Genomic DNA, 22,388 nt, shown 5'->3' with positions numbered 1-22,388 from the left:
CTAGAATATCCGGTATGACCGGGGAAAGGCTGTTCCGGGCCCGACGGGTGTCGGCCACGATTTCTCGCGGGTCAGGCCGCGGCGACCTGCTCGGGGTCCGTCATGAGCGCGATGATCCGGGCGATCAGGGCTGAAGGTGACAGCGGCTTGGCGATGATGCCGTTCATCCCGGCGGCCAGATAGGACTCCGCCTGGTGGGACATGGCGTTCGCGGTCATGGCGAGGATCGGCGTGGACCGGATCGGATCCGGCAAGGCCCGGATGGCGCGGGTCGCCTCCATGCCGTCCATGACCGGCATCTGGATGTCCATGAAGATGATGTCGAAAGCGGACCGGCTGGCGGCCTCGACGCCAAGTCGACCGTCGTCCGCCGTTTCCACAGTCGCCCCCAGCTGTTCCAGCATGCGCGTGGCGATCAGGCGGTTGGTCGGGTTGTCCTCAACGACGAGCACCCTCAGGCCATCGAGCAGGTCTACCGCCTCGGGAGCATTCGTGGCGCTCGGGTCGACGGCCGGTGCGTCGATGTCGATCCAGAACCTCGAGCCCTCGCCCAGGCGACTCTCGAAGCTGATCTCGCCACCCATCAGCTCCGCCAGTCGACGGCTGATCGCCAGCCCCAGGCCGGAGCCGCCGAAGCGCCGGGTCGTGGAGCCGTCAGCCTGATGGAAGCGCTGGAAGAGGTCGCTCTGGGCCTCCGGCGCGATGCCCACGCCCGTGTCGGTGATCTCGATTCGCAGGCGGCTCTCGCCATCGTGCTCCACGCGGCTCAAGCGGGCGTCGACGCCCCCGACCAGGGTGAACTTCACGGCGTTGCCGATCAGGTTGAACAGCACCTGTCGCAGTCTGACGGGATCGACCATGGCCCAGCCGAGTCCCGGCTCGACATGGGTGTTCAGCCAGAGGCCTCGGCCTGATGCCTGCGGGCGCAGGAGGCCCGCGACGCTGTCCAGCAGAGCAGCTGGATCGACGGGCTGGGGAGAAAGCTCCAGCCGACCGGCCTCGATCTTCGAGAAATCGATCACGTCGTTGAGCAGCTCGGCCAGCATCTGGCCACAACCGAGGGCCTCTTCCAGCAACTGACGCCCGTCCACGGACAGGTTCTCGTTCCGGAGCAGGTGAAGGACCCCCAGCACGCCGTTCATCGGGGTGCGGATCTCGTGGCTCATGTTGGCGAGAAACTGGGCCTTGATCTCGGCGGCGCCGAGAGCGGCGTCGCGCGCCTCGGCGACTTCGCTGACGTCCTGGGTCAGGCCAAGCACGTCCCAGCGTCCGGACTTGCGGCGGCGCAGGCCGCGCCAGGCGGCTCTCAGCCTCGCCCAGCCGCCGTCCTCGGCGCGGAAGTGACGATACTCCACGACCCGCGGCTCGCCCGTGGCCAGCGTATGAAAGAAGGCCTCGCCGACCCGCGCCTGGTCGTCGGGGTGGATTTCCGAGGTCATTTCGTCGGCTGTGATGGTCCTGCTGCCCGAAGCCCCGGGCGCGCCGGCCTTGGAGAGATCGGTGTCGATGTCATAGAGCCCTGTCTCCGGATCGAAGCGCCAGACGAAAATCCCGGCGGCCTCGCGCAGCAGGTCATTGGTCCGGGCGGCATCGGCGCTCTCCGCCACCCTCTGGTGTTCGGCGGTGACATCTTCCAGCACGACGATCGTGGCGTCGCCTGCGCCGCGCTTGACCCGTGAGCGAACCCAGAGAACGTCACCGTCCTTGCGCACCAGCCGGTGCTCCGCCCGGCCCTGGCCGTCGGCGATCAGGTCATTGACCAGGCCCTGGACGATCTCTTCGTCGCCGGGATGGATGAAGTCCTCGATCGGCCGGCCCACGGTGTCGTCGACCGACCAGCCGGACAGTTCGGTCCAGGCGGGATTGATCCGCGAAATGGCGCCGCCGCGGATCAGCACAAAGATGTCGACCGAGTTCTCGAAGAACCAGCGCGCGGCTTCGATATCGAGCTCGGATGGGGCGTTCGCCCTCGTCGGTCCGGCCATGGATGTTCCCCAATGCGGGTTCACCCTGCGGCAGTTAGGTAAAGTTTGGGTTGCGGCATACCGACGGTTCGATATGGGAGTCGGGCCCAATGCAGGAGAGCGACGTGACCAAACCCGAAAGCCTTGGCTTCTCATCGGAACGCCTGGCGCGGATCGCGCCCTTCCTGGCCGAGCGCTACATCGATACGGGCAAGCTGCCCTGCGCGCAGGTGCAGGTCTGGCGACGCGGCAAGCTGGCCTATGACACGACGCTGGGTCTGGCCGACCGTGAGCGAGGGACGCCGCTGAAGGCCGACTCGCTGTTCCGCATCTATTCGATGACCAAGCCGGTGACCTCGGTCGCCTTCATGATGCTGGTCGAGGAAGGACTGGTCGCGCTCGACGAGCCGGTGGCCAGATACATTCCGGAGTGGGCCAATCTCGGCGTGTTCGCCGCGGGCACCGACGCGGGCTGGGCGACCACCCCGCCGAGCCGGCCGATGATGATCATCGACCTGCTGCGCCACACCAGCGGCCTGACCTACGGCTTCCAGATGCAGGGCAACATCGACGCCGCCTACCGCAAGCTGAAGGTGGCCGAGGACCTGCGGTTCGGGACCCTCGACGAGTTCATCGCCAAGCTGGCGACGATCCCGCTGCAGTTCTCGCCGGGCGACGCCTGGAACTACTCGGTCAGCACCGACGTGCTGGGCTACCTCGTCGGCCAGATCAGTGGCGTGCCGTTCGAGCGGTTCCTGCAGGAGCGGATCTTCGGTCCGCTGGGCATGACCGACACCAGCTTCACCGTGCCGGCCGACAAGGCCCACCGGCTGACGGCCTGCTACGCGGCGGGGGTGCTGGGGTCGAAGACGGTCAAGCCCGGCGCGCCGGCGCTGCAGGACGATCCGGCCAAGAGCCCCTACCTGACCGAGACCGGCTTCCATTCCGGCGGCGGCGGGCTGGTCAGCACGGCCGACGACTACATGCGGTTCGCCCGCATGTTGCTGAACGGCGGCGAGCTGGACGGAGTCCGGCTGCTGGGCCCCAAGACCGTCCAGCTGATGGCCTCCAACCACCTGCCGGGCGGCAAGGACCTGACCCAGATGTCGAAGTCGCTGTTCAGCGAGGCGACCTACGCCGGGGTCGGCTTCGGCCTCGGCTTCGGCGTGACCATCGATCCCGCCGCGACCATGATCGCCGGCAGCAAGGGCGAGTTCTTCTGGGGCGGCGCGGCCAGCACTTTCTTCTGGGTCGATCCGGTCGAGGACCTGGCCGTGGTGTTCCTGACCCAGCTGCTGCCGTCGTCGGCGTACCCGGTGCGGCGTGAGCTGCGGACGCTGGTGTACGCCGCGCTTACGGAAGTGGCGGGGTAGCGGCCTCCGCGGCTTCGGCGCGGGCGGCCAGTTCGGCCACCGTCGCCTCGTGGCCGGCGCGGGTGATGTTGTAGGCCGTCATCGCCGCCAGGGCGCCGCCGTACAGCAGCGCCAGCGTCGGCATGTAGACCAGCGCCAGGTTGCGGATCACCTCCGGGTCGACGTCGGCCGGCTTGACCCCTCGCGGGAAGCTGACCAGCGTCAGGATGACCCCGGCGACCATCACGCCGACGCCCGACACCGCCTTCTGCACCAGGCTGGTGAAGGCGAAAAACAGGCCCTCGTTACGGCGACCGGTGCGCTGTTCGCTGTACTCGACCACGTCGGCCAGCATGGCGGTGATCAGGATCGCGGCGGTGATGCCGAGGATGCCGCGCACCACGCCGTCGAGGAACAGCCAGGGCACGATCGCCGGGATGGCCGTGCCGGCGATCATCTCGCCGTTGTCGGGGAACACGCCGATCAGCCGCAGCATCATCGGGATGAAGCCGACCAGCACCGAGGCCGCCAGCAGGATCGCGCCGCCGACCTTCTTGCCCGAGCGTTTGGTCAGCATCGGCGCCGCGACCAGGGCGATCGACGAGGAGATGAAGCTGTCCATCACCAGGAAGCCCGTCCAGGCTGAGTTCAGCCCCCAGAAGTAGGTCGAGAAGTAGAAGGCCAGCGAGAAGCTGACGCCCTGGGCGATGGCCGCCAGCAGGCCGACGCCGGTGATGGCGATGAACGGCCGGATGGCGAGGGTCTTGCCGACCTCCCGGACCGTCTGGCCCAGCGTCAGGCCGCGGTCGGGCTTCGGCTGCGGCAGCCAGGGGATGAAGCGGTGCGTGCCCGCCGCCGAGACGAGGATCGAGATGAACATCAGCGCCGCGGCGAGGTAACCGTAGTGGGCGTAGCCGTCGCGGTTCAGCTGGCCGATCGGATACTCCGGCGTCGGCCGCAGGAACACGAAGAACATCACCACCGTCAGCGCCAGCCCGCCCCACCAGCCGAAGAAGAATCGCCAGCCGAGGATCGCCGACCGCTCGGTGTAGTCGGTGGTCAGCTCGGCCGACATGGCCGAGGAGGGGATCTCGTAGAGGGTGATGAAGGTGCGGATCAGCACCGCCACCGCGACGAGGTACCAGAACAGCGCGTCGTGGCTCCAGGCCGGCGGGTTCCACAGCAGCAGGAAGGACAGCGCCACCGGCAGGGCCGAGGCGTACATGAACGGGTGTCGCCGGCCCCAGCGGCCGCGCCAGTTGTCGGAGATATGGCCGATGATCGGGTCGATCAGGCAGTCGATCAGCATGGCGACCATGATCGCCAGCGCCACCTTGCCGGCTTCCAGACCGATGACCTGGTTGTAGAACAGCAGCAGGAAGACGCGGAAGCCGTTGTCCTTGATGCCGTAGGCGATCGAGCCGAAGCCGTAGAGCATCCGGGTCCCGAGTCCGACCCGGGGGCGGGGCCCCAGGCCAGCGACGTGGCCACCGGCCGCGGCGGCCGGGCGCGCGTCATCCGTCATGCAGTCTCCTCCCGAAGCGACCGCGATCTGACGCCGCGAGCCGGTTTCGAAGGTGGGGTATGGTCGCGGTGCGAGTCAATCGCAACCGGGGCGGATGACGAAGGTTTCATGGGAGTAGGGAGTAGGGAGTAGGGAGTAGGGAGTAGGGAGTAGGGAGTAGGGAGTAGGTGGGGGTCGGTCGCGTCGGCGCCGGCTTGCTACGCCCTGCGACCTACACCCTACTCCCTTTGACCGCGCCATTGCCGGCCGCCACCCAGGAGCCCTCCCATGCTCGTCTCGACCACCAACGACATCCCCGGCCACGCCGTCGTCCGCCATATCGGCCTGGTGCGCGGCATCACGGTCCGCTCGCGCAGCGTCATCGGCAACCTCGGCGGCGGCATCCAGGCGATCTTCGGCGGCAAGCTGTCGATCTACGTCAACCTGGCCGAGACGGCCCGCGCCGAGGCCTATGACCACCTCGTCGAACACGCGCAGGCGATGGGCGCCAACGCCATCATCGGCATGCGCTACGACGCCAACGAGATCATGGAAGGCATCACCGAGGTGCTGGCCTACGGGACCGCGGTGGTGGTGGAGTAGACCGGAAATCCTCCCCTCGTCAGAGGGGAGGGGGACCAGCCGAAGGCTGGTGGAGGGGGCGGCGCGATCGCCGGCGGCCCCATCCTGAATTCCGGTCTTTCCGGCGCGGCCGGAGCCGCCCCTCCACCGCCTCCGGCGGTCCCCCTCCCCGCTTCGCGGGGAGGAATGATCGTGGCGCGGGTTCGCGAGCTCGCTGGTTCCAGCGAGGGTGGGGAGGGCGCGGCGCGCTCCGGTCTCAACCGGATGAGAGGGGTGCAAAGAAGGCCGAGACCGTCGCGCGCCACGAAGTCCGTTATCCGGGAGCCGCCGGAAGGCAGCGCTCTTGACGCTTAGCCGGCAGAAGCCTCCGGCGGGCGGGCGGCGGCGAAGCCGTCCCCGGACCGCGAGCGTAACCCCCGCTCACCTGCCGCTCGTTCGGCCAAAGGCCGTTCCGCTAGCCCGCCCCGCCCTGCTCCAACGCCGGCCTGGACGGGACCTGAACGACTGACGCCGTCAGAGCTACCCGCTCGAACTCCACCCCGCCGCCGCATCGGATCGCCTGGCCTCAGCGCCCTCCCCGTGCAGCGGGATGGGGAGAGTATGGGGGCGGTGTGAGGGGGTGATGGGAAGATTGTTCTTTGCGGTCGGAAAGGCCGGACGGAAGTGTGGGATTTCAGCGGGTTGGGCGCGGACGGATTGAATCTAGGCGCGGCGTTCCTCTCCCGCGAGGGAGAGGGGGACCAGCCGGAGGCTGGTGGAGAGGGAGGCGGTGGGATCGGCAGGGACGTCCGGATCGTCGGCGTTTCGACCATCCACCAGCGGCGCTTCCCTCTCCACCCTGCTCCGCAGGGTCCCCCTCTCCCTCGCGGGAGAGGAAGGCTTGCCTTGCTGCCCCGCCCGGCGATGATGCCGGCATGAGCTTTCAGGCCTACCTCGACAACATCCAGGCGAAGACCGGCAAGACCCCCGCCGACTTCCGCGCCATGGCCGCCGACAAGGGCTTCGCCGACGCCGCCGGCCTGCGCCCCGGCGTCAAGGCCGGCCAGATCGTCCAGTGGCTCAAGGACGACTTCGCCTTGGGGCACGGGCACGCGATGGCCATCGTGGCGCTGCTGAAGGGGAAGAGGGACTGAACCCTTCCCTCTCCATGGGGGAAGGGCAGGGTTGGGGGTGTAGCCCCGGCTTGTGAGGTTGACCGTGACGGCGCCGAGCCCTAAGCGCCCTTCGGCGCCCGAGCGCGGACGCACCCCCATCCCCGACCCTTCCCCCATCGAGGGGGAAGGGGGATCGCCCTTGATCTCATGCAGGCCAGCGTGCCGGACGGTCCAGGTTGGTCCGCCGACGCAGGCCCTGCGGGCCTGTCGCTCCGCGACGCACAGCGCCCTTGAGTTGAGGAGCGGCGGCGCGACCTTCGCGCCGCATGCGGCGGCTATCCGCCGACTCCGCGACGAAACTTGCCCGCCCGGCGATCGTATCGGCTTGAGATGAAGGGGGTGGTGGCGATCCGTTGGGACCCCTTAGGCGGCCACTCGATTCCGAAGACGCTTCAAGCGCTCTAAGGTGCCATCTATCAGGGCGGTCGCATTTGTCGCGATGCCATCCAAATAACCTACACTGGCGATGCCGCGCCCGCCGTCGTCGGCCCACTTCTTGATTTCAATCTTCATCTTCGACATCGATGCAACTTCGTCTTCAGTTCGAATACCTGATTCCAAATGAGAGCCACGTTGGGAGTTTAGAGAAACTAGTGTTGCCAACATTGCATATGGGTCGCTTGAGAGGCTTTCGACCACAGTACCCCAGACAAATGCGGGAATTTGTAAGCCCAGGCGAGTTGGACGGTTGTAGGTCGACTGCTCTGAAGACGCGAGGAATCGTCCAACCGCTCCGAGCGCATCTCTAGCGGCATTCATCGTAAGCAGCGGATTGTCAAAATTTGTAGAATAAAGATCAGACGCCGCTAAGCACATGCTAGCTATGCCGTCGATAGTCCATATTCCATCCGTAATCGCAGTCGACGCATAAATTTCAACTCCGCCCCGCTGCATCGCATCCAAACTCGCCAATCCGTACCAAGACCATGCCATTCTAGCGTAGTCGTCGTCCACCGACGCCTTTGAGGCGATAAATACTGCAAGGTCCCTCATTGCTGGATAACGAATGTCTTGCGAAAGCGCCGGAGCAACTGGTCGGACGCGTCGTTGCATTTGTGGCGAAGTTTCAAAATAGCCTATTTGCCGCGCAGCTCTAAGCGCGTGTTCAGAATTCGATCCTTTTACATCGCGGACAAGAAAATCAATTAGCAGTCGGTCGACAAACTCAGAACGAGATCGCGCGCTCCGCCTGGCCAGTTCGAGTATGATAAATGACAACTGTCCAGAATCATCGGACAGGCAATTCTGATAAATTTCCTCCAGAATGCGCTTCACGCAGGCTTCGGTGGGCGACGTATATTCTAATGCCCGAGCCAAGAATGAAATCGCCGCCTCACGTCCTTTTATACTCCTGGCACGCGCCACAATATCCAGCAAGGCCGCCGCCGTCTCTTCCTGCCTTCTGTTGTTTCTATATGTCTTCATCTGAATGGCCAGATGAGATACAACATCCCATTCTTTCTTTAAAATTCTCGGCTTTAGCTCATTAATCACGTCTCTTGTTGTGTCTAAGCGATCGTCTATGCTTTTCGAAAAGAAATACTCTAGGAATGTTTGGTGTGTAAACGCGAAAACATTTTCGCCGACCTCTGTCATTACCCATGCTCGGCCCACGAGAAATTTGACCAAAGATTTTGCGGCCGCCGCCGCCTTTGCCGGATTTTCGTAGAGGGGAATGAAGTGCTCCCGAACGGCCATCTCAAGCCACTTCGTCTCGACACCAGCTCTTAGACTTGGGTCCACATAGATTTGAGCGGCAAGTGCGCTGAACAATTGTAGTCGGTCGAAGCCCTTGGGGATATCCGCGTGAATACCACGGTCTTGATCCCATCTTTCGAACATGAGGATAGCGCAGTCACGATAGATTTCCGGCCTATTTGATGGGACGTCGCCCCGCGATAGAAACAGCCATGCCATAAGACCCAACATCAGCGGGTTCGTCCGCAAATCCTCCGCGTTCAGACGTGTTTGTTGTATGAAACGATCGCCTTCAGATTTCGCGACAGCGAGTTCACGCTCCCCCACCACTTGCATGAACTTTACTGTGTATTCTCGAACTTCAGATTCGTCGAATTTTTCGAGCACCAATTGCTCAAAGTCATCGTTGAGCGAGGCGGAATCGTACCCCACAACTCGCGACGTGACGAGAACTGGACATAGTGGAAACATATTGGAGAAGGCGTGAACTAGGTCTACAAAATCTCGACGCCGAGAAGTTTCCAATATTTCATCTAAGCCATCAAAAGCAAATAGGGCTCGGCCAGTTGAGAAAAGATACTCCAAGCAAGGTTTTATTTCCGTATATTCTAAATTTGCAATATTTTTTATGTCGCGACATATGTATGTAAATATATCGAGTTGCGGTTCTGTTATGCGTGCTTTCTCAAAAAGTCTCAAAATGACGCGTACTGGAATCTTTTGTTCTTCAGGCGGTATTTCTCGGCGGTCCCCATATTGAAGGGCGAGCGCGGCGTTCTTTGCCAGATCGTAGCATGTGCGCTGGCAGAGGGTGCTCTTGCCGCCTCCAGGGTCACCGAGAACTACGATCCGGCGCAGGCTGTGCCTTATTTCGCTAAATGAAAAGGTCGATAACTCAAGAGTGGCGCCATCAATTGGGGATAGATGCGAAAGTTTCGAATTGTATGCGCCGCGTTGAACGGAAGGCGCAAAGAGCTTTACCAAGCGATCTGTGGTGGAATGAGGGTTTGATGCATTGGTATTCATATATGATCTTAGAAGCAGTCGGGGTGCTATATATATGTCCGTGATATCGACATTGCGGGCACCTTTTGTAGTTTCGACTCGAACCATACGGAATGATTGTTGAAGAGCCTTCGCAATGCGATGTAGTGACGGCGCTAGGCTATCATATGTCCGTTCCACGCAATCGGACGAGACAACGAGACTTTGCTCAATTCGATCTAATTTTTCTCCAATGCTCTTATGAATAATACCTATTAGTTCATAAATGACCTTGTCTTTGGAGAGTTCGCGGATGGTGATTTTGAAACTATTTATTAGAGATAAATACAGAGGCTTATAGTCTTTCTCCGACGATATGAAAAAGCGGTTGTGCAGTTCATTGAATAGCCGTTCAGTGGTTGGTGACGATTGACCGATCATTGCGGATTCAACCATAGAATCCGCGATGCCAGTTTTCGGCAATTCTGTTAGAAACGCGTGTAATTGTTCGGAAAGTGATCCGTGGTAACTACCAATCACAATTTCGAAGTCGGCAAGGGCAGTTTGAACTAAGGCACTCTTTTGTTCGATTTGCCGGAGTTGGCCGTCAATCTTTCTGAGGCGCAGAATTTTCGGCAAAACCAGAGAAACGCCTCTTACCAAGGCGGTGCCGAGTATTTTCAGGGCAAGACTTGTTGGGACGGCCATGGAATCCAGTCCTGCTGATGGTCGAGGCTAGATTGGCGTTCCCGATTAAATTGCGCAAGGCTCCTGTATTGGTGGTGCTTCAGCCCCCCTACAACCGCCCCTTCCGAAACCGCTCCTGAGCCTCCGCCCGCGCCGCCTTCCGCTCGCGCATCGGCGCGGCCTTGTCCGCTGTCTCGCCTTCGCCGGTCATCAGGTCGTTGGCGAATTCGAGGTCCATCATCTTCAGGCGCTTGATCTCGTCGCGCAGTCTCGCGGCGGTCTCGAACTCGAGGTTGCCGGCGGCTTCGCGCATCCTTGTTTCGAGGTCGCGTAGCGTCGCCTGGAAGTTGCTGCCCAGGAACGGCCGCGCGTCCTCGGCCACGCCGACGTCGATGTTCACGCGGTCGCCGCGCTCATACGGCGAGGCGAGGATCTCCTTGATGCGGCTCTTGACGCTCTCGGGGGTGATGCCCTGTTCGAGGTTCCAGGCGTGCTGCTTGTCTCTCCGGCGCCGGGTCTCGCCCATGGCCCGCTCCATGCTGCCGGTGATGCGGTCGGCGTAGAGGATCACCTTGCCGTCGACGTTGCGGGCGGCGCGGCCGATGGTCTGGATCAGGCTGGTTTCCGAGCGGAGGAAGCCCTCCTTGTCGGCGTCGAGGATGGCCACCAGGCCGCACTCGGGGATGTCGAGGCCCTCGCGCAGCAGGTTGATGCCGATGAGGATGTCGAAGGCGCCCAGGCGCAGGTCGCGGATGATCTCGATGCGCTCGAGGGTGTCGACGTCGCTGTGCATGTAGCGCACGCGCAGGCCCTGCTCGTGCATGTATTCGGTGAGGTCCTCGGCCATCTTCTTGGTGAGGACCGTGACCAGGGTGCGGTAGCCGCGAGCGGCCATCTCGCGAGCCTCGGCGATGACGTCGTCGACCTGGCTGGCGTTGTCCTTCGTCACCGGGCGGACCTCGACCGGCGGGTCGATCAGGCCGGTCGGGCGGATGACCTGCTCGGCGAACACGCCGCCGGCCTTGTCCATCTCCCACGGACCGGGGGTGGCGCTGACGTGGACCGTCTGCGGCCGCATGGCCTCCCACTCCTCGAACTTGAGCGGGCGGTTGTCGAGCGCGCTGGGCAGGCGGAAGCCGTACTCGGCCAGGGTCCATTTGCGGCGGTAATCGCCGCGGTACATGGCCCCGATCTGCGGCACCGTCTGGTGGCTCTCGTCGCAGAAGAGGAGGGCGTTGTCGGGGATGTATTCGAAGAAGGTCGGCGGCGGCTCGCCCGGGCGGCGGCCGGTCAGGTAGCGGCTGTAGTTCTCGATGCCGGCGCAGCTGCCGGTGGTCTCGATCATCTCGATGTCGAAGCGGGTGCGCTGTTCGAGGCGCTGGGCCTCCAGCAGCTTGCCGTTGGCGACCATCCAGTCGAGGCGCTCCTTCAGCTCGGCCTTGATGTGGGTGATGGCCTGGTTGAGCGTCGGGCGCGGCGTGACGTAGTGGCTGTTGGCGTAGATCTTCACCGACGGCAGGTCGGCGGTCTTGCGGCCGGTCAGCGGGTCGAACTCCTGGATCGTCTCGATCTCGTCGCCGAACAGGCCGACGCGCCAGGCGCGGTCCTCGTAGTGGGCGGGGAAGATCTCGATCGTGTCGCCGCGCTTGCGGAACGTGCCGCGCTCGAAGGCCGCGTCGTTGCGCTTGTACTGCTGGGCAACCAGGTCGGCGACCAGCTGGCGGTCGTCGATCTTCTGGCCGACCGCCAGCTCGAAGGTCATGGCCGTGTAGGTCTCGACCGAGCCGATGCCGTAGATGCAGCTGACCGAGGCGACGATGATCACGTCGTCGCGCTCCAGCACCGCGCGTGTGGCGCTGTGGCGCATGCGGTCGATCTGCTCGTTGCGGCTGGAGTCCTTCTCGATGAAGGTGTCCGTGCGCGGCACGTAGGCTTCCGGCTGGTAGTAGTCGTAGTAGCTGACGAAATACTCGACCGCGTTGTCCGGGAAGTAGCTCTTGAACTCGCTGTAGAGCTGGGCCGCGAGGGTCTTGTTCGGGGCGAGGATCAGGGCCGGACGCTGGGTCTCGGCGATGATGCTGGCCATGGTGAAGGTCTTGCCCGAGCCGGTGACGCCGAGCAGCACCTGGTCGTGCTCGCGCTCCTTGATGCCGGCGACGAGGTCGCGGATGGCGGTCGGCTGGTCGCCGGCGGGGCTGTAGTCGCTGACCAGCCGGAACGGGATGCCGCCCTCGGACTTGGCCGGCCGCTGCGGCCGGTGCGGGGCCCACATCGGCAGGGCTTCGGCATTGGCCAGGTCATGGACGAAGGCGGCGGAGACGTCGGCGACGCCTGCCTGGATCTCGGGGGAACGGGCCATGAACAGGAAGGTAGGGCGTGGGGCGCGGGAAGGCTAGAGGCGGCTGCTGACAGGGGTGTGGCAGCAGGATGGCCATAGGCTCGTTCCTCTCCGCGTAGCGGGGAGGGGGACCATGCGGAGCATGGTGGAGGGGCCGGCGCCAGCGGGGGCGGTCCCCTCCTGAATTCCGGCCCCTTCGGAGACTCTCGCGCTGCCCCCTCCACCAGCCTCCGGCTGGTCCCCCTCCCCTCTCCGAGGGGAGGATCAGTGAGAGAGCAACACCTTCACCGCCGCATCGAGCTGGGCATCCCTCCCGGCGCCCGTCTCGCCGAGGGGGCGGTCGACGTCGACGTCCACCGGCCTCGGATTGCCCTCCATGTTCTGGCCGCGCAGATCTTCGACGCGGATGAACGGCAGGCGGACGCTGGAGCCGTCGATCAGGTCGCGGCTGCCGGTGAAGATGATCCAGCCGGCCGTCGGCTTGCCGACCACCTTGCCGAGGCCGAGCGCGCGGTAGCCCTCGGTGAAGTCCTCGGCGTCGGACAGCGACGACTCGTTGGTCACCAGCACGGTCGGCAGGCCGAGCGCCCGCTGGCCGAGGTTCTGGCGGCTGGGCACCGGGAAGCGGTCGCGGGCGGTCATCAGCAGGTAGTTGCGGCGGGTGAAGACGTCGAGCGCGTAGCCGTTGATGTAGCCGCCGTTGTTGTTGCGCACGTCGATGACCACGCCCTCGCGGCCCTGGTTCTGGGCGTCGAGGTCGATGTACAGCTGGGCCAGCGAGGCGTCGCCCATGTCGGCGATGTGGACGTAGCCGAGCTTGCCGCCGCTGATGCGTTCGACATAGGCGCGGCGGTCGTTGACCCACTGGCGATAGAGCAGGCCGCTGGCGACGCCCGGCGAGACGGGGCGGACCACGGCCTCGCGGGTCTTCGCCGGATCGCCCGCCGCGCCGATGGTCAGCACCACCCGCTTGCCGGCCTGGCCGCGCAGGAGGCGGTCTAGGCTGACGCCGGGGGTGAGCCTGTCGCCATTCACCGCGACCAGCGTCTCGCCGGTCCGGATCGTGCCTTCGATGGCGGCGGGGCCGAGCGCGATGACCTCGCGGATGACCAGGCCCTTGCCGACTTCATAGGCCTCGCGGTCGTAGCGCAGCCCGAGGTCGCCGATGCGGCCGGGAGGCGGTCCGGCGTCCGGCCCGCGGATGCCGCTGTGGGAGGCGTTCAGCTCGCCGATCATCAGGTTGATGTCGCGGCGCAGCTCGTCGCCCGTGCGGGCTCCGGCGATGTAGGGCAGCCAGGCCGCGCGCAGGGCCTTCCAGTCCTTGCCGTGGAACTTCGCATCGTAGAAGCCCCGGTCCAGCACGCCCCAGGCCTCGTCGAACACGACCATCTTCTCGGCGTCGAAGTCGATGTCCATTTCGGCGTTGATGGCCAGGGCCTTGGGCTTGGGCGCCTCGACCGGCGTCGAGTAGACCGTCCCGCCCTCGAGGTAGAAGACCGACTTCGAGTCCGGCGTGAACACGCCCGAGTTCTTGCCCTTGCGGGTCGAGGTCAGCTGGACGGCCACGGGCGGCTCCTTGGCCAGCTCGTCGAGGTTCCAGGTGTAGTAGTTGAGCACGCCGGCCGAGCGGGCGGCGAACAGCAGGGTCTTGCCGTCCGGGCTGATCGACGGGTCGCCGGAGTCCATGCCGACCGGGATGAAGGAGGCGCGTTCGCGGATGCCCTCGAAGACGATCTTCACCGGCGGGGGCTTCTTCGACGGCCTGGCCGGGGCCGCGCCGGGCTTGCCGGGTTTGGCGGCGTCAGCGGCGGCGGGCGTCGCAGGCGGCGTCGCCTCGTCCGCCCCGGGCGCTTCGGGCGCCGGGGAGGGCGTGTCGGGCGAGGTCGTCGGCCTGAACAGCTCGCGGAAGGCGTCCTCGCGGTACTTGGGCGTGTTGGGCAGCAGGTCGATGCGCAGCAGCTTGGCGTCCTCGCTGCGCTGGCCCGTGTCGGTGACGATGTACTTGCCGTCCGGCGACCAGACGATCTTGCCGCCGGTCTGGCCGTTGGCGAGGAAGCTGATCTGGCGGGCCTCGCCGCCGGCGGCGGGAATGACGTGCAGGTTGCCGAAGGCCTTGCGGTCGGTGACCACGAAGGCGATCCAGCGGCTGTCGGGCGACCAGACCGGCGCGCCGTCCTCGAAGTTGTCCAGAGGACCCGTCCAGAGGGTCGCGTCCTTCGCCACAGTCCCGTTGTCGGCCAGGGTGATGACGTGCAGCTCGTGGCCCGAACGGACATAGGCGACCATCTTGCCGTCCGGCGACCAGACCGGAACGGTGCTGCGGTCATTGCCGGTGGTCAGGGGCCGCTCCGTCGCCGTGGCGAAGTCCCAGGCATAGATGTTGGCGCTCAGGCCACGCTCGGAGGCGTAGATCAGCTGCTTTGAATCCGGCGACCACATCGGGTCCCGCTCAAGGCTGGCTGTCCGGGTCACGCGCTGGGCAGGGCCGCCGTCCTTTGCGGTCGTGGCGAACAGCTCGCCGTGACCGATGACGGCGATCTTCTTGCCGTCCGGCGACAGGACCATGCTGTCGAAGCTGCTCAGGTTGAGGCGGCTCTCGCCCGCGGCGGCGGGGGCGCCCTGCAGGGTGATCGGCACCTGGCGGGCCTTGCCGGTCGCCGTGTCGAACGACCAGATCGAGAAGCCGCGCTCGAAGACGATGGTCTTGCCGTCATAGCCAATGGTCGGCCAGAGCAGGCGACCGTCGGTGAACCGGGTGACCTGTTCGGGCTTGCCGCCCAGCGGCAGACGCCAGAGGTTCTCGTTCCCGCCCTCGTCGCTCATGTACCAGAGGGCGGCGCCGTCGGGCCGCCACATCGGCCAGGCGTGCCGCGCGCCGGACGGCAGCAGCTGGCGGTATGGCGCGCCGGCCGCGATCGGCTTCAGCCACAGCTCGGACTGGTCGATGTGGCTGCTGCCGTGGCGCCACCACTGACCGTTGCTGTTGCCCTTGGCCATCAGGGCGATCGACTGGCCGTCCGGCGAGGGCGCGCTCTGGAATTCGTTGAGGTAGCGCTCGCTGCTGACTTCGAGCGGCACGCCGCCCGAGGCGCGCACCCGGAAGATGTCGCTCTGGCGCTGAACGTCGTTCACGCCCGAGCTGAAGTAGATCCACTGGCTGTCCCGTGACCAGCCGTCGAGCGCCTCGCTATTGTCGGCGTAAGTCAGGCGCGTGACCACGCCGGTGGCGAGGGCCATGAGATAGATGTTGGCCACGCCGCCGCGGGTCGAGACAAAGGCCAGCGTCTTGCCGTCCGGCGACCAGAGCGGGCGTGACTCCGTGGCCGGGTCCGTGACCAGCAGGCGGGCGACGCCGCCGGCGGCCGGGACCGACCAGATATCGCCGCCCGAGGCGAAGGCGATGGTCTGCCCATCCGGCGACAGCGACGGCTCGGCGAGCGAGGGCAGCGGCTGCACGGGCTCCCGCGCCCCGGCCAGGCTCCAGCCTCCGCCGATGACCACAGCGACCAGCGCGGCCAGAACGGCCTTGATCCGGATGTGCATGAAACGATCCCCACCAGGCGCCGCCGCGCCGCAATCGCGAACCCTCCCGCAGGTTGACCTGCGAGGAAAGAGGAACTGGCGGGTCGGCAGATTACATTTTGCTCATGAGGCGATTTCCCGCCAGCCGTCGATCGGTCGGACAGTGGCGCAGGAGGGGCCGCCGTCGCGGGCGATTCCGGGGAAGCGCGCCTCCAGGCGTCGGCCGGTCGCGGCGGCCTCGCGCGCCAGGGCGTCGGGCAGATCCTCGAACCAGACCTTGCCGCGTCGGGTCCAGGGCGAGTCGTGCTGGCCGGCGCTGGTTCCGACGCGGAAATAGACGAACCGCCGGCCGCCCTGGTTCTTCACGAACGGGCCGAGATAGCGCACGCCCTTGCCGTCCTCGACGAAGCTGACCGTAACGTCGAGGGACAGGTCGTCGCCGTCAGACAGGATCTGGTCGACGGGCATTTCGTCCCTCTGCAGCGAGTACATCACTCCGGCGAGCGGGGCGACGAGGGTGATGCGCAGGTGGAGGGGCTGACCGGGCATGACGACAGACTACACGGGCGGGCCTTGCAGTCGATCTGGTGACACCCTGTTGTCAGCAGGGTGGGCGTCGGCGGTTTTCCGGGCGACCGGTTCGGCTAGGATCGCGCCAAACCGGAGTCGCCCCATGCCCAAGATCGACCTCTCGACCGCGCCCCGCCGTGGCGGATCGCGCTATCCCGCCCCAATGAACGAGCCCTGCAAGAAGCGGTCGTGGATCGAGCTGGCCCAGGCCGCCGGCCTGACCCTGGTGGGGGTCAATCTCCTGACCCTGCCCGCCGGACAGTGGTCGAGCCAGCGCCACTGGCACCTGGATGAGGACGAGTTCGTCTGGATCGTGTCCGGCGAGGTGGTGCTGGTCGAGAACGACGGGGAGACCGTGCTGCAGGCCGGCGACTGCGCCGCCTGGAAGGCGGGCGTGGCCGATGGCCATCATCTGCAGAACCGGACCGACACCGACGCGGTCATCCTGCAGGTCGGCAACCCCAGCAACGACGCGACCGAATGGGTCGACTACCCGGACATCGACCTCTGCCTGCGCCCTGGCGGCGCGGGCTACCGTCACAAGGACGCGACGCTGTATCCTTCCTGACGAGATCAGGGAGCGGACATGAAGATCCAGGACATCGAATACCACGCTGACGGCGCGCGGATGGTCGGGACGCTGGCGGTGGATGACGCGCGGTCCGGGCCGCGGCCCGGCGTGCTGGTCTGTCACGAAGGTGGCGGGATCGGCGATCATGCGCGGGACATCGCCAAGCGGCTGGCCGGGCTCGGCTATGTCGCCTTCGCCATGGACTACTATGGCGATGGCAAGCCGGTCGCCGACTTCACCCAGGCGATGGCGCAGATCGGCGCCTGGATGGCCGATTCCACCGGCATCCGCGCCCGGGCGACGGCGGCGCTGGAGGTGCTGAGGAGTCAGCCCGAAACGGATGCCGGCAAGCTGGCGGCCATCGGTTACTGCTTCGGGGGCACCACGGCCCTGGAACTGGCACGCAGCGGGGCGGACCTGAAGGCGGCCATCGGTTTCCACTCGGGTCTCGGGACAGCCCGCCCGCAGGACGCGGCCAACATCAAGGGTGTGATCCTGGCCGCCATCGGCGCCGAGGATCCGATCATCCCCGTCGCCCAGCGCACGGCCTTCGAAGAGGAGATGACGGCGGCGGGCGTCGACTGGCGGATGCACGTCTATGGCCGCGCGGGGCACAGCTTCACCAACCCGGAGGTCGGACGGCTGGGCCGCCCGGGCTTCGACTATCATGAACCCAGCGACCGCCGATCGTGGGCCGCGATGATCGACCTGTTCGACGAGGTGTTTGTGTAGGGATGCTTCCCCGGCGGGGGAGCTGTCAGCCCGAAGGGATGACTGAGGGGGTCTCCCGGGACCGGAGCGGACCCCCTCCCTCTCGCCTTCGGCGATACACCTCCCCCAACGGGGAGGATCCTAGAACCCGCCCCAGTAGTCGCCGCCGAGCGGGGTGGTGACCGGGCGGCCGACCTTCGCAAGAGCGGCCATGACGTCCGGACGGGTCTGCAGTGACAGCCGGCGGCGGTTGAACTCGGCCAGCCAGGGCGTGACGACGGGCGGGGGCCGGGCGCTCCAGAACGGGTCCAGCGCGCCGCTGCGGTGTTCCGGGCTTTGCAGGCGCCAGATCAGCAGGGCAGCGGCCTCGTCCAGGCGGTTCGTGCAGATCAGCGCTTCGCTCAACGCGCCCGGGTTCTCGTCGCGGCGCTTGCGCAGGGACTCCAGCAGGGGTTCGGCGGCCCTGGGGTCGATGTCGTTCTGGGCGCAGGTCTTCTGGGCGTCGACCCAGGCCTCGCCGTAGGGCGTGACATAGTCGAGGTCCAGGCCCGCAAGCACCTTGAGCACATCGCGCGGCCGGGCCAGATCGAGCAGACGTCCCGCCCAGGCCATCCGGGCGTCGGTCGACCGGTCGTCGCCGTCGTCCGGGCCGATGGCTTCGGTGAAGACGGCCTCAGCCTCCTTCACATCGCCGGTGTCGAGCAGGCTGTCGGCGAGGTCGACGAGGACCCGGTCGCCCTGTTCCTCGAGGTCTTCGAAAGCCTCTCCATCCTGCAGCCTGGCGCGGAAGGCCTGGCCGATCTGTATGGCTTCATCGTAGCGGCCGAGCGCCCGCAGGGATGACAGGGCGTCATGCACCGGGGCCAGCTTTTCAGGGGTGTCGTCCATGGCGGCGCGGGCCCGGGCGAGCCGGGCTTCCTCCAGCGCGGTCCAGTCGAAGCGTCCGGGATTGTCCCAGCTCTTCAGGAACCGGCGGTCGGCGGCGACATACATCAGCACCCGGGGGTCGTCCGCCACGGCCACGGCCGCCGCTGCTTCGGCCAACTGGCCGCGATCGCCCAGCTGCCAGCCATAGGCCAACGCCCACTCGTTCTTCGCCGCTCGCTGGCTGTCCGGATTCTTCCAGGCGAACCCGGTGATCCGCCGAAGCGCGGTCAGGGCCAGGTCGGGATCGTCATCGAGATAGTCGGTGAAGGCGCCGACCATGCCGGGACGCCAGATGGCCACCGCGTCCGGCTGGACGTCCATCAGCTTGAGGAACCGCCGGGTGGCGTCGACCATGGCGTCGCGTTCGATGGCGTCGGAGATCTGGATCGTCTGGACCGCGCCGATTTCCGCGGGCTCCGTGGCCATGGGTTCCAGCCGCCGGGCGGCCTCCAGGCCCAGCTTCCGGTCCTTGATCTCGCTGCAGAGGATCACGGCGAACAGGAAGGGACGGCGTATCTCGGTCGGCATGCGGTCGAACCGGGCGTCGCCCATGATCGTCCTGAGGAGCGGCAGCCGGGCTTCGCAGGTCTTGAAGTCGCTTTCGACCAGCCCACCGACCACGGTCCGCGCCTGCTCCTCGAGCCGCAGGAGATCCATCTGCCGGCCGATCGACTGCGGGGATGCGGGGGAGGCGGCGCCAAGGGCCGTCAAAGCGGACAGGGCGACCAGAACTGAACGAAAACGCATGCTACTCCCCGAAGGCGACCTTCAGGGAGCAGTCAGGCCCGTTGGGCCCTCAGGGTCAAGCGTTGTTGGCGGCAGACTAGCGCGCGGCGTAGGCGTCCTGAACATCGAGGCAGGCGCTGCGCGCGTAGTTCCATTCGGAGGCCGGTCCGTCTCCGTCCGTCTGGAGCATGGTCATGGCCTCGCCACGGCCCTTCACGACGGCGGGACTAAGCGCATCGACGGCTTCCGGCCGGCCGATGCCGCGATCCTGCATGACCCGGTCGACCGCTGACTTGAAGAAGGCCACGCCGCGCGCCTTGGCGTCGGCGGCGCCCTGCTCATCTCCGTGCTCGGCGCGGAAAGCGCTCGCAGCGCCGTAGATGCCGGCGCAATTGGCCTGAAGCGCCCAGTACGGCTTGCCCGCAACGCGCTCGGTCAGGAGCGTGCCACCCGGGTAGAGCAGATCGGTGGCGGTGGCGGGACCGGCCAGCAGGGCCGCGGCGGACAGCAGATACAGGGTGCGTTTCATCGTCTTCTCCCCAAGAGAATACTCCTGGGGAGAGAAGGTGACTCCGGATCGCCCGGATGGCAACGGTGACTAGTGGTTCGGTTTTTTGACTTCGTTGACCACCGCCCCGGCGGCGGCGCCGACGACTGCGCCCGGAGGGCCAGCGACAACCGCGCCTGCGATGGCGCCGCTCGCGGCGCGCTGTTCCATGTTGTGACCGCAGGCGGCGAGGCCCGCGCCGGCGAGGGCGATGACGGTCAGCGACAGAGTCGTGCGGATACGCATGTGAGCAGCCTTTCGGGTTTGCCCGTGTGTCGGGCCCGTTCCCGCTCAACGGGCTCAGGCACTGGCGGTTCCACGCCTCCCGCGAGGCGAGAATTCGCGGCGACGCACGACCGGATTAGACTCTGCACAACCTGTTGAATCCCAACAGAACCTTGGCGAGTCCCGTGATCACCTGCCAGGCGATTTATGCTGCAGTGCAACAACCTCTTGCGAATCGTGGCCGATTGGGTCATAAGGCCCGCCACAAGTCGGATTTCGGCCATTTCGTGAACCGGTCGAATCCACACCCTGTCAGGCCGCGTTGGCGCCTTTCGGGGTGATTGTCGGGGGGCAATCCGCCCTCGTCGCACAGGACACGAAATTCTTGTCATTCCAATTCCAGACGCGCGCACCCGTGCGCGCGCTGATGAGCGTCGCTTTGACTGGAACCCTCGTGGGCTCGGCCTGCGGCGCGATCATCGGCGGCGCGTACCTCTTTGGCGGCATGGCCCAGGCCGCCGACCAGCACCACCGCGTCTCTGAAATCGCCGACGTCGCGTCGGGCAGCTATTCCGACGCGTCTCTTGAACGGATGGTGGACGGGATGGATCCCGCCGCTCTCGCCGTCGCCGAACGCCACGACCCGTTCACCAGCGCCGGCGGCGCCCAGCGCGACCGTCAGGCGGCCCTGTTCGCCGCGCGGCTTGAGCGCCGGGCCCCGGCCCAGCGTCCGTCGACGGAAGGCCTGCTGCTCCGCGCCAGCTTCGGCGGCCCGTTCAATCCCGCCGCCGAGCCCTTCCGCCTCAATGGCGCGCTGGAAGACTCGCGCGATCTCGAATGCCTGACCCAGGCCGTCTACTATGAAGCCCGTGGCGAGACCCCGGACGGCCAGGCGGCCGTGGCCCAGGTGGTCCTGAACCGCGCGCGGCATCCGGCTTTTCCGAAGTCTGTCTGCGGCGTGGTCTTCCAGGGCGCTTCGACCGGCGGCATCTGCCAGTTCAGCTTCGCCTGCGACGGCTCGATGCGAAAGCGTCGCGAGCCCGGCGCCTGGGCCCGCGCCGAGCGTGTGGCCGCTCGCGCCCTGTCAGGCGGCGTGATGAACGAGGTCGGCAACGCGACCCATTTCCACACGATCAACGTCTCGCCGGGCTGGGGTCCGCATCTGGTCCGCGTCGGCCAGGTCGGGCTGCACATCTTCTACCGCTTCGGCGGACGCGGCGGCGCGCCGGGCGCGTTCGACCGCGCCCCCGCGCGCTCGGGTCCGGAGCTGGGCGATCGTCCGATCTACGCCAGCCTCGGCATGCCGGGCGAGCCCGTGCCCTACGCCTCGCCTGCGCCGTCGACGGACGCGGTGTTCATCGCCGCCACCGCCCAGACGACGCTGGACGTCGCCGCGAGCGACCGGGCTCTCGGCGGCCCTGCGGGCAAGCCGGCGGAACCGGCGTCCGCGCCGCACCGCGAGCCCGTGGCCGATACGACGTCTAAGCCTGCAGCGACGCCTTCATCCGCTTCCTGAGCGAGCCCGGCATGAAACGGGTGGCGAAGCGCAGCTGCCGGCCGGCCTTGCCGACGATCGAGTGCACCTCCTTGCTCTGGAGCGAGCGCCAGATCACGTCGGCGGCTTCCTCGACGGTGTAGACCTCGGAGCCGCCGGCGCGGATGGCGTCGGCGATGTTCTCGTTCGATCCCTGTGATCCCGCCTGCAGGATCGGGGTGTCGACGAACCAGGGCATGATGCATTTCACCGCCACGCCGTGACGGCTGAATTCGATGTCCAGCGCCTCCGACAGGCCGCGCACCGCGAACTTGGTGGCGCAGTACATGGCCATCTTCGGCGCGCCGAACAGGCCGGCGCAGGACGCCACGTTGATCAGGGTCGAGCCCGGCGTGCCGATGAGCAGCGGCAGGCCCGCGCGGGCGCCGTTGGAGACGCCCTTGATGTTAATGTCGATCTGCCGGTCGATCTCGTCGTCGGTCTGGTCCTCGAAGTAGCCGTAGTTGGCGATGCCGGCGTTGTTGAGCAGTACGTCCAGCCGCCCGTCCGTGGCCTTGCCGAAGGCCGCGATTTCCTTCTTCCAGGCGGCGCGGTCGCGGACGTCGAGCCTGTGGGTGCTGCAGTTGCCGGCGCCGAGCGCGGCCTGGGCCAGCTTCAGGCCCGTGGCGTCGATGTCGGCCAGGCCGACGAACCAGCCCTCGGCGGCGAAGCGTTTTGCCGTGGCAAGGCCGATGCCGCTCGCGGCGCCGGTGATGAAGATGCTCTTGCGGCCGTCGGCGCCCATGGTCGGTCTCCCTGTTCGTTCCGCCCAGACAATCGCGTTGCCCCGAG

The 22,388-nt window shown here is 66.1% G+C and carries 16 protein-coding genes; 6 read left to right on the top strand and 10 right to left on the bottom strand.

The features are described 5' to 3' along the window. Window positions 1-71 precede the first annotated feature (71 nt). Window positions 72-1,985, bottom strand: coding sequence for a PAS domain-containing hybrid sensor histidine kinase/response regulator (locus ACODSL_RS05210; RefSeq protein WP_488899575.1), 1,914 nt, complete (start codon window positions 1,983-1,985; stop codon window positions 72-74). A gap of 104 nt (window positions 1,986-2,089) precedes the next feature. Here ACODSL_RS05210 and ACODSL_RS05205 point away from each other — a divergent pair, with 104 nt between their 5' ends. Continuing rightward, window positions 2,090-3,337, top strand: coding sequence for a serine hydrolase domain-containing protein (locus tag ACODSL_RS05205; RefSeq protein WP_488899574.1), 1,248 nt, complete (start codon window positions 2,090-2,092; stop codon window positions 3,335-3,337). Here the strand turns inward: ACODSL_RS05205 and ACODSL_RS05200 are convergent. Further along, entirely contained in the window at window positions 3,318-4,841 is a 1,524-nt protein-coding gene (locus tag ACODSL_RS05200) for an MFS transporter (protein ID WP_488899573.1), read from the bottom strand. The two genes, ACODSL_RS05205 and ACODSL_RS05200, sit on opposite strands and share 20 nt — an antisense overlap. A gap of 267 nt (window positions 4,842-5,108) precedes the next feature. Here ACODSL_RS05200 and ACODSL_RS05195 point away from each other — a divergent pair, with 267 nt between their 5' ends. Together ACODSL_RS05195 and ACODSL_RS05190 are read left to right on the top strand one after the other, a co-directional pair. Then, window positions 5,109-5,423, top strand: a complete 315-nt coding sequence (locus tag ACODSL_RS05195) for a YbjQ family protein (RefSeq protein WP_488899572.1) — start codon at window positions 5,109-5,111, stop codon at window positions 5,421-5,423. Between the two features lie 893 nt (window positions 5,424-6,316). After that, complete coding sequence (locus ACODSL_RS05190) at window positions 6,317-6,535, top strand: DUF4287 domain-containing protein (RefSeq protein WP_488899571.1); 219 nt, start codon at window positions 6,317-6,319, stop codon at window positions 6,533-6,535. A gap of 384 nt (window positions 6,536-6,919) precedes the next feature. On the opposite strand, the gene ACODSL_RS05185 is transcribed toward ACODSL_RS05190, so the two are convergent. The 4 genes from ACODSL_RS05185 to ACODSL_RS05170 form a co-directional block, all read right to left on the bottom strand. Then, complete coding sequence (locus tag ACODSL_RS05185) at window positions 6,920-9,946, bottom strand: NACHT domain-containing protein (protein WP_488899570.1); 3,027 nt, start codon at window positions 9,944-9,946, stop codon at window positions 6,920-6,922. A gap of 88 nt (window positions 9,947-10,034) precedes the next feature. Then, window positions 10,035-12,284 carry an excinuclease ABC subunit UvrB gene (gene uvrB / locus ACODSL_RS05180; protein ID WP_488899569.1) on the bottom strand — a complete coding sequence of 750 codons (2,250 nt, stop codon included), beginning with the start codon at window positions 12,282-12,284 and terminating at the stop codon, window positions 10,035-10,037. 243 nt (window positions 12,285-12,527) lie between these two features. Next, window positions 12,528-15,806 (bottom strand): S41 family peptidase, encoded by a 3,279-nt coding sequence (locus tag ACODSL_RS05175; protein WP_488899568.1) that lies wholly within the window; start codon window positions 15,804-15,806, stop codon window positions 12,528-12,530. A gap of 102 nt (window positions 15,807-15,908) precedes the next feature. Beyond that, complete coding sequence (locus ACODSL_RS05170; RefSeq protein ID WP_488899567.1) at window positions 15,909-16,334, bottom strand: DUF5990 family protein; 426 nt, start codon at window positions 16,332-16,334, stop codon at window positions 15,909-15,911. 124 nt (window positions 16,335-16,458) lie between these two features. Between ACODSL_RS05170 and ACODSL_RS05165 the strand changes: the two genes are divergently transcribed. Next, window positions 16,459-16,923 carry a cupin domain-containing protein gene (locus tag ACODSL_RS05165; protein WP_488899566.1) on the top strand — a complete coding sequence of 155 codons (465 nt, stop codon included), beginning with the start codon at window positions 16,459-16,461 and terminating at the stop codon, window positions 16,921-16,923. A gap of 18 nt (window positions 16,924-16,941) precedes the next feature. Beyond that, window positions 16,942-17,658, top strand: a complete 717-nt coding sequence (locus tag ACODSL_RS05160) for a dienelactone hydrolase family protein (RefSeq protein WP_488899565.1) — start codon at window positions 16,942-16,944, stop codon at window positions 17,656-17,658. Window positions 17,659-17,778: 120 nt separating this feature from the next. On the opposite strand, the gene ACODSL_RS05155 is transcribed toward ACODSL_RS05160, so the two are convergent. The 3 genes from ACODSL_RS05155 to ACODSL_RS05145 form a co-directional block, all read right to left on the bottom strand. Further along, window positions 17,779-19,311 carry a tetratricopeptide repeat protein gene (locus ACODSL_RS05155; RefSeq protein WP_488899564.1) on the bottom strand — a complete coding sequence of 511 codons (1,533 nt, stop codon included), beginning with the start codon at window positions 19,309-19,311 and terminating at the stop codon, window positions 17,779-17,781. Window positions 19,312-19,387: 76 nt separating this feature from the next. Continuing rightward, window positions 19,388-19,819, bottom strand: a complete 432-nt coding sequence (locus ACODSL_RS05150; protein WP_488899563.1) for a hypothetical protein — start codon at window positions 19,817-19,819, stop codon at window positions 19,388-19,390. 69 nt (window positions 19,820-19,888) lie between these two features. Then, entirely contained in the window at window positions 19,889-20,083 is a 195-nt protein-coding gene (locus ACODSL_RS05145) for a hypothetical protein (RefSeq protein WP_488899562.1), read from the bottom strand. Window positions 20,084-20,489: 406 nt separating this feature from the next. On the opposite strand from ACODSL_RS05145, the gene ACODSL_RS05140 reads away from it, so the two are divergent. Then, window positions 20,490-21,578 carry a cell wall hydrolase gene (locus tag ACODSL_RS05140; protein ID WP_488899561.1) on the top strand — a complete coding sequence of 363 codons (1,089 nt, stop codon included), beginning with the start codon at window positions 20,490-20,492 and terminating at the stop codon, window positions 21,576-21,578. On the opposite strand, the gene ACODSL_RS05135 is transcribed toward ACODSL_RS05140, so the two are convergent. Continuing rightward, complete coding sequence (locus ACODSL_RS05135) at window positions 21,544-22,341, bottom strand: SDR family oxidoreductase (protein WP_488899560.1); 798 nt, start codon at window positions 22,339-22,341, stop codon at window positions 21,544-21,546. The two genes, ACODSL_RS05140 and ACODSL_RS05135, sit on opposite strands and share 35 nt — an antisense overlap. Between the last annotated feature and the right edge of the window lie 47 nt (window positions 22,342-22,388).

The sequence above is a fragment of the Caulobacter sp. FG121 genome, assembly GCF_057809815.1.
Note: the sequence above shows the minus strand (reverse complement) of the source record. Positions and strands in the feature narration are given on the sequence as shown.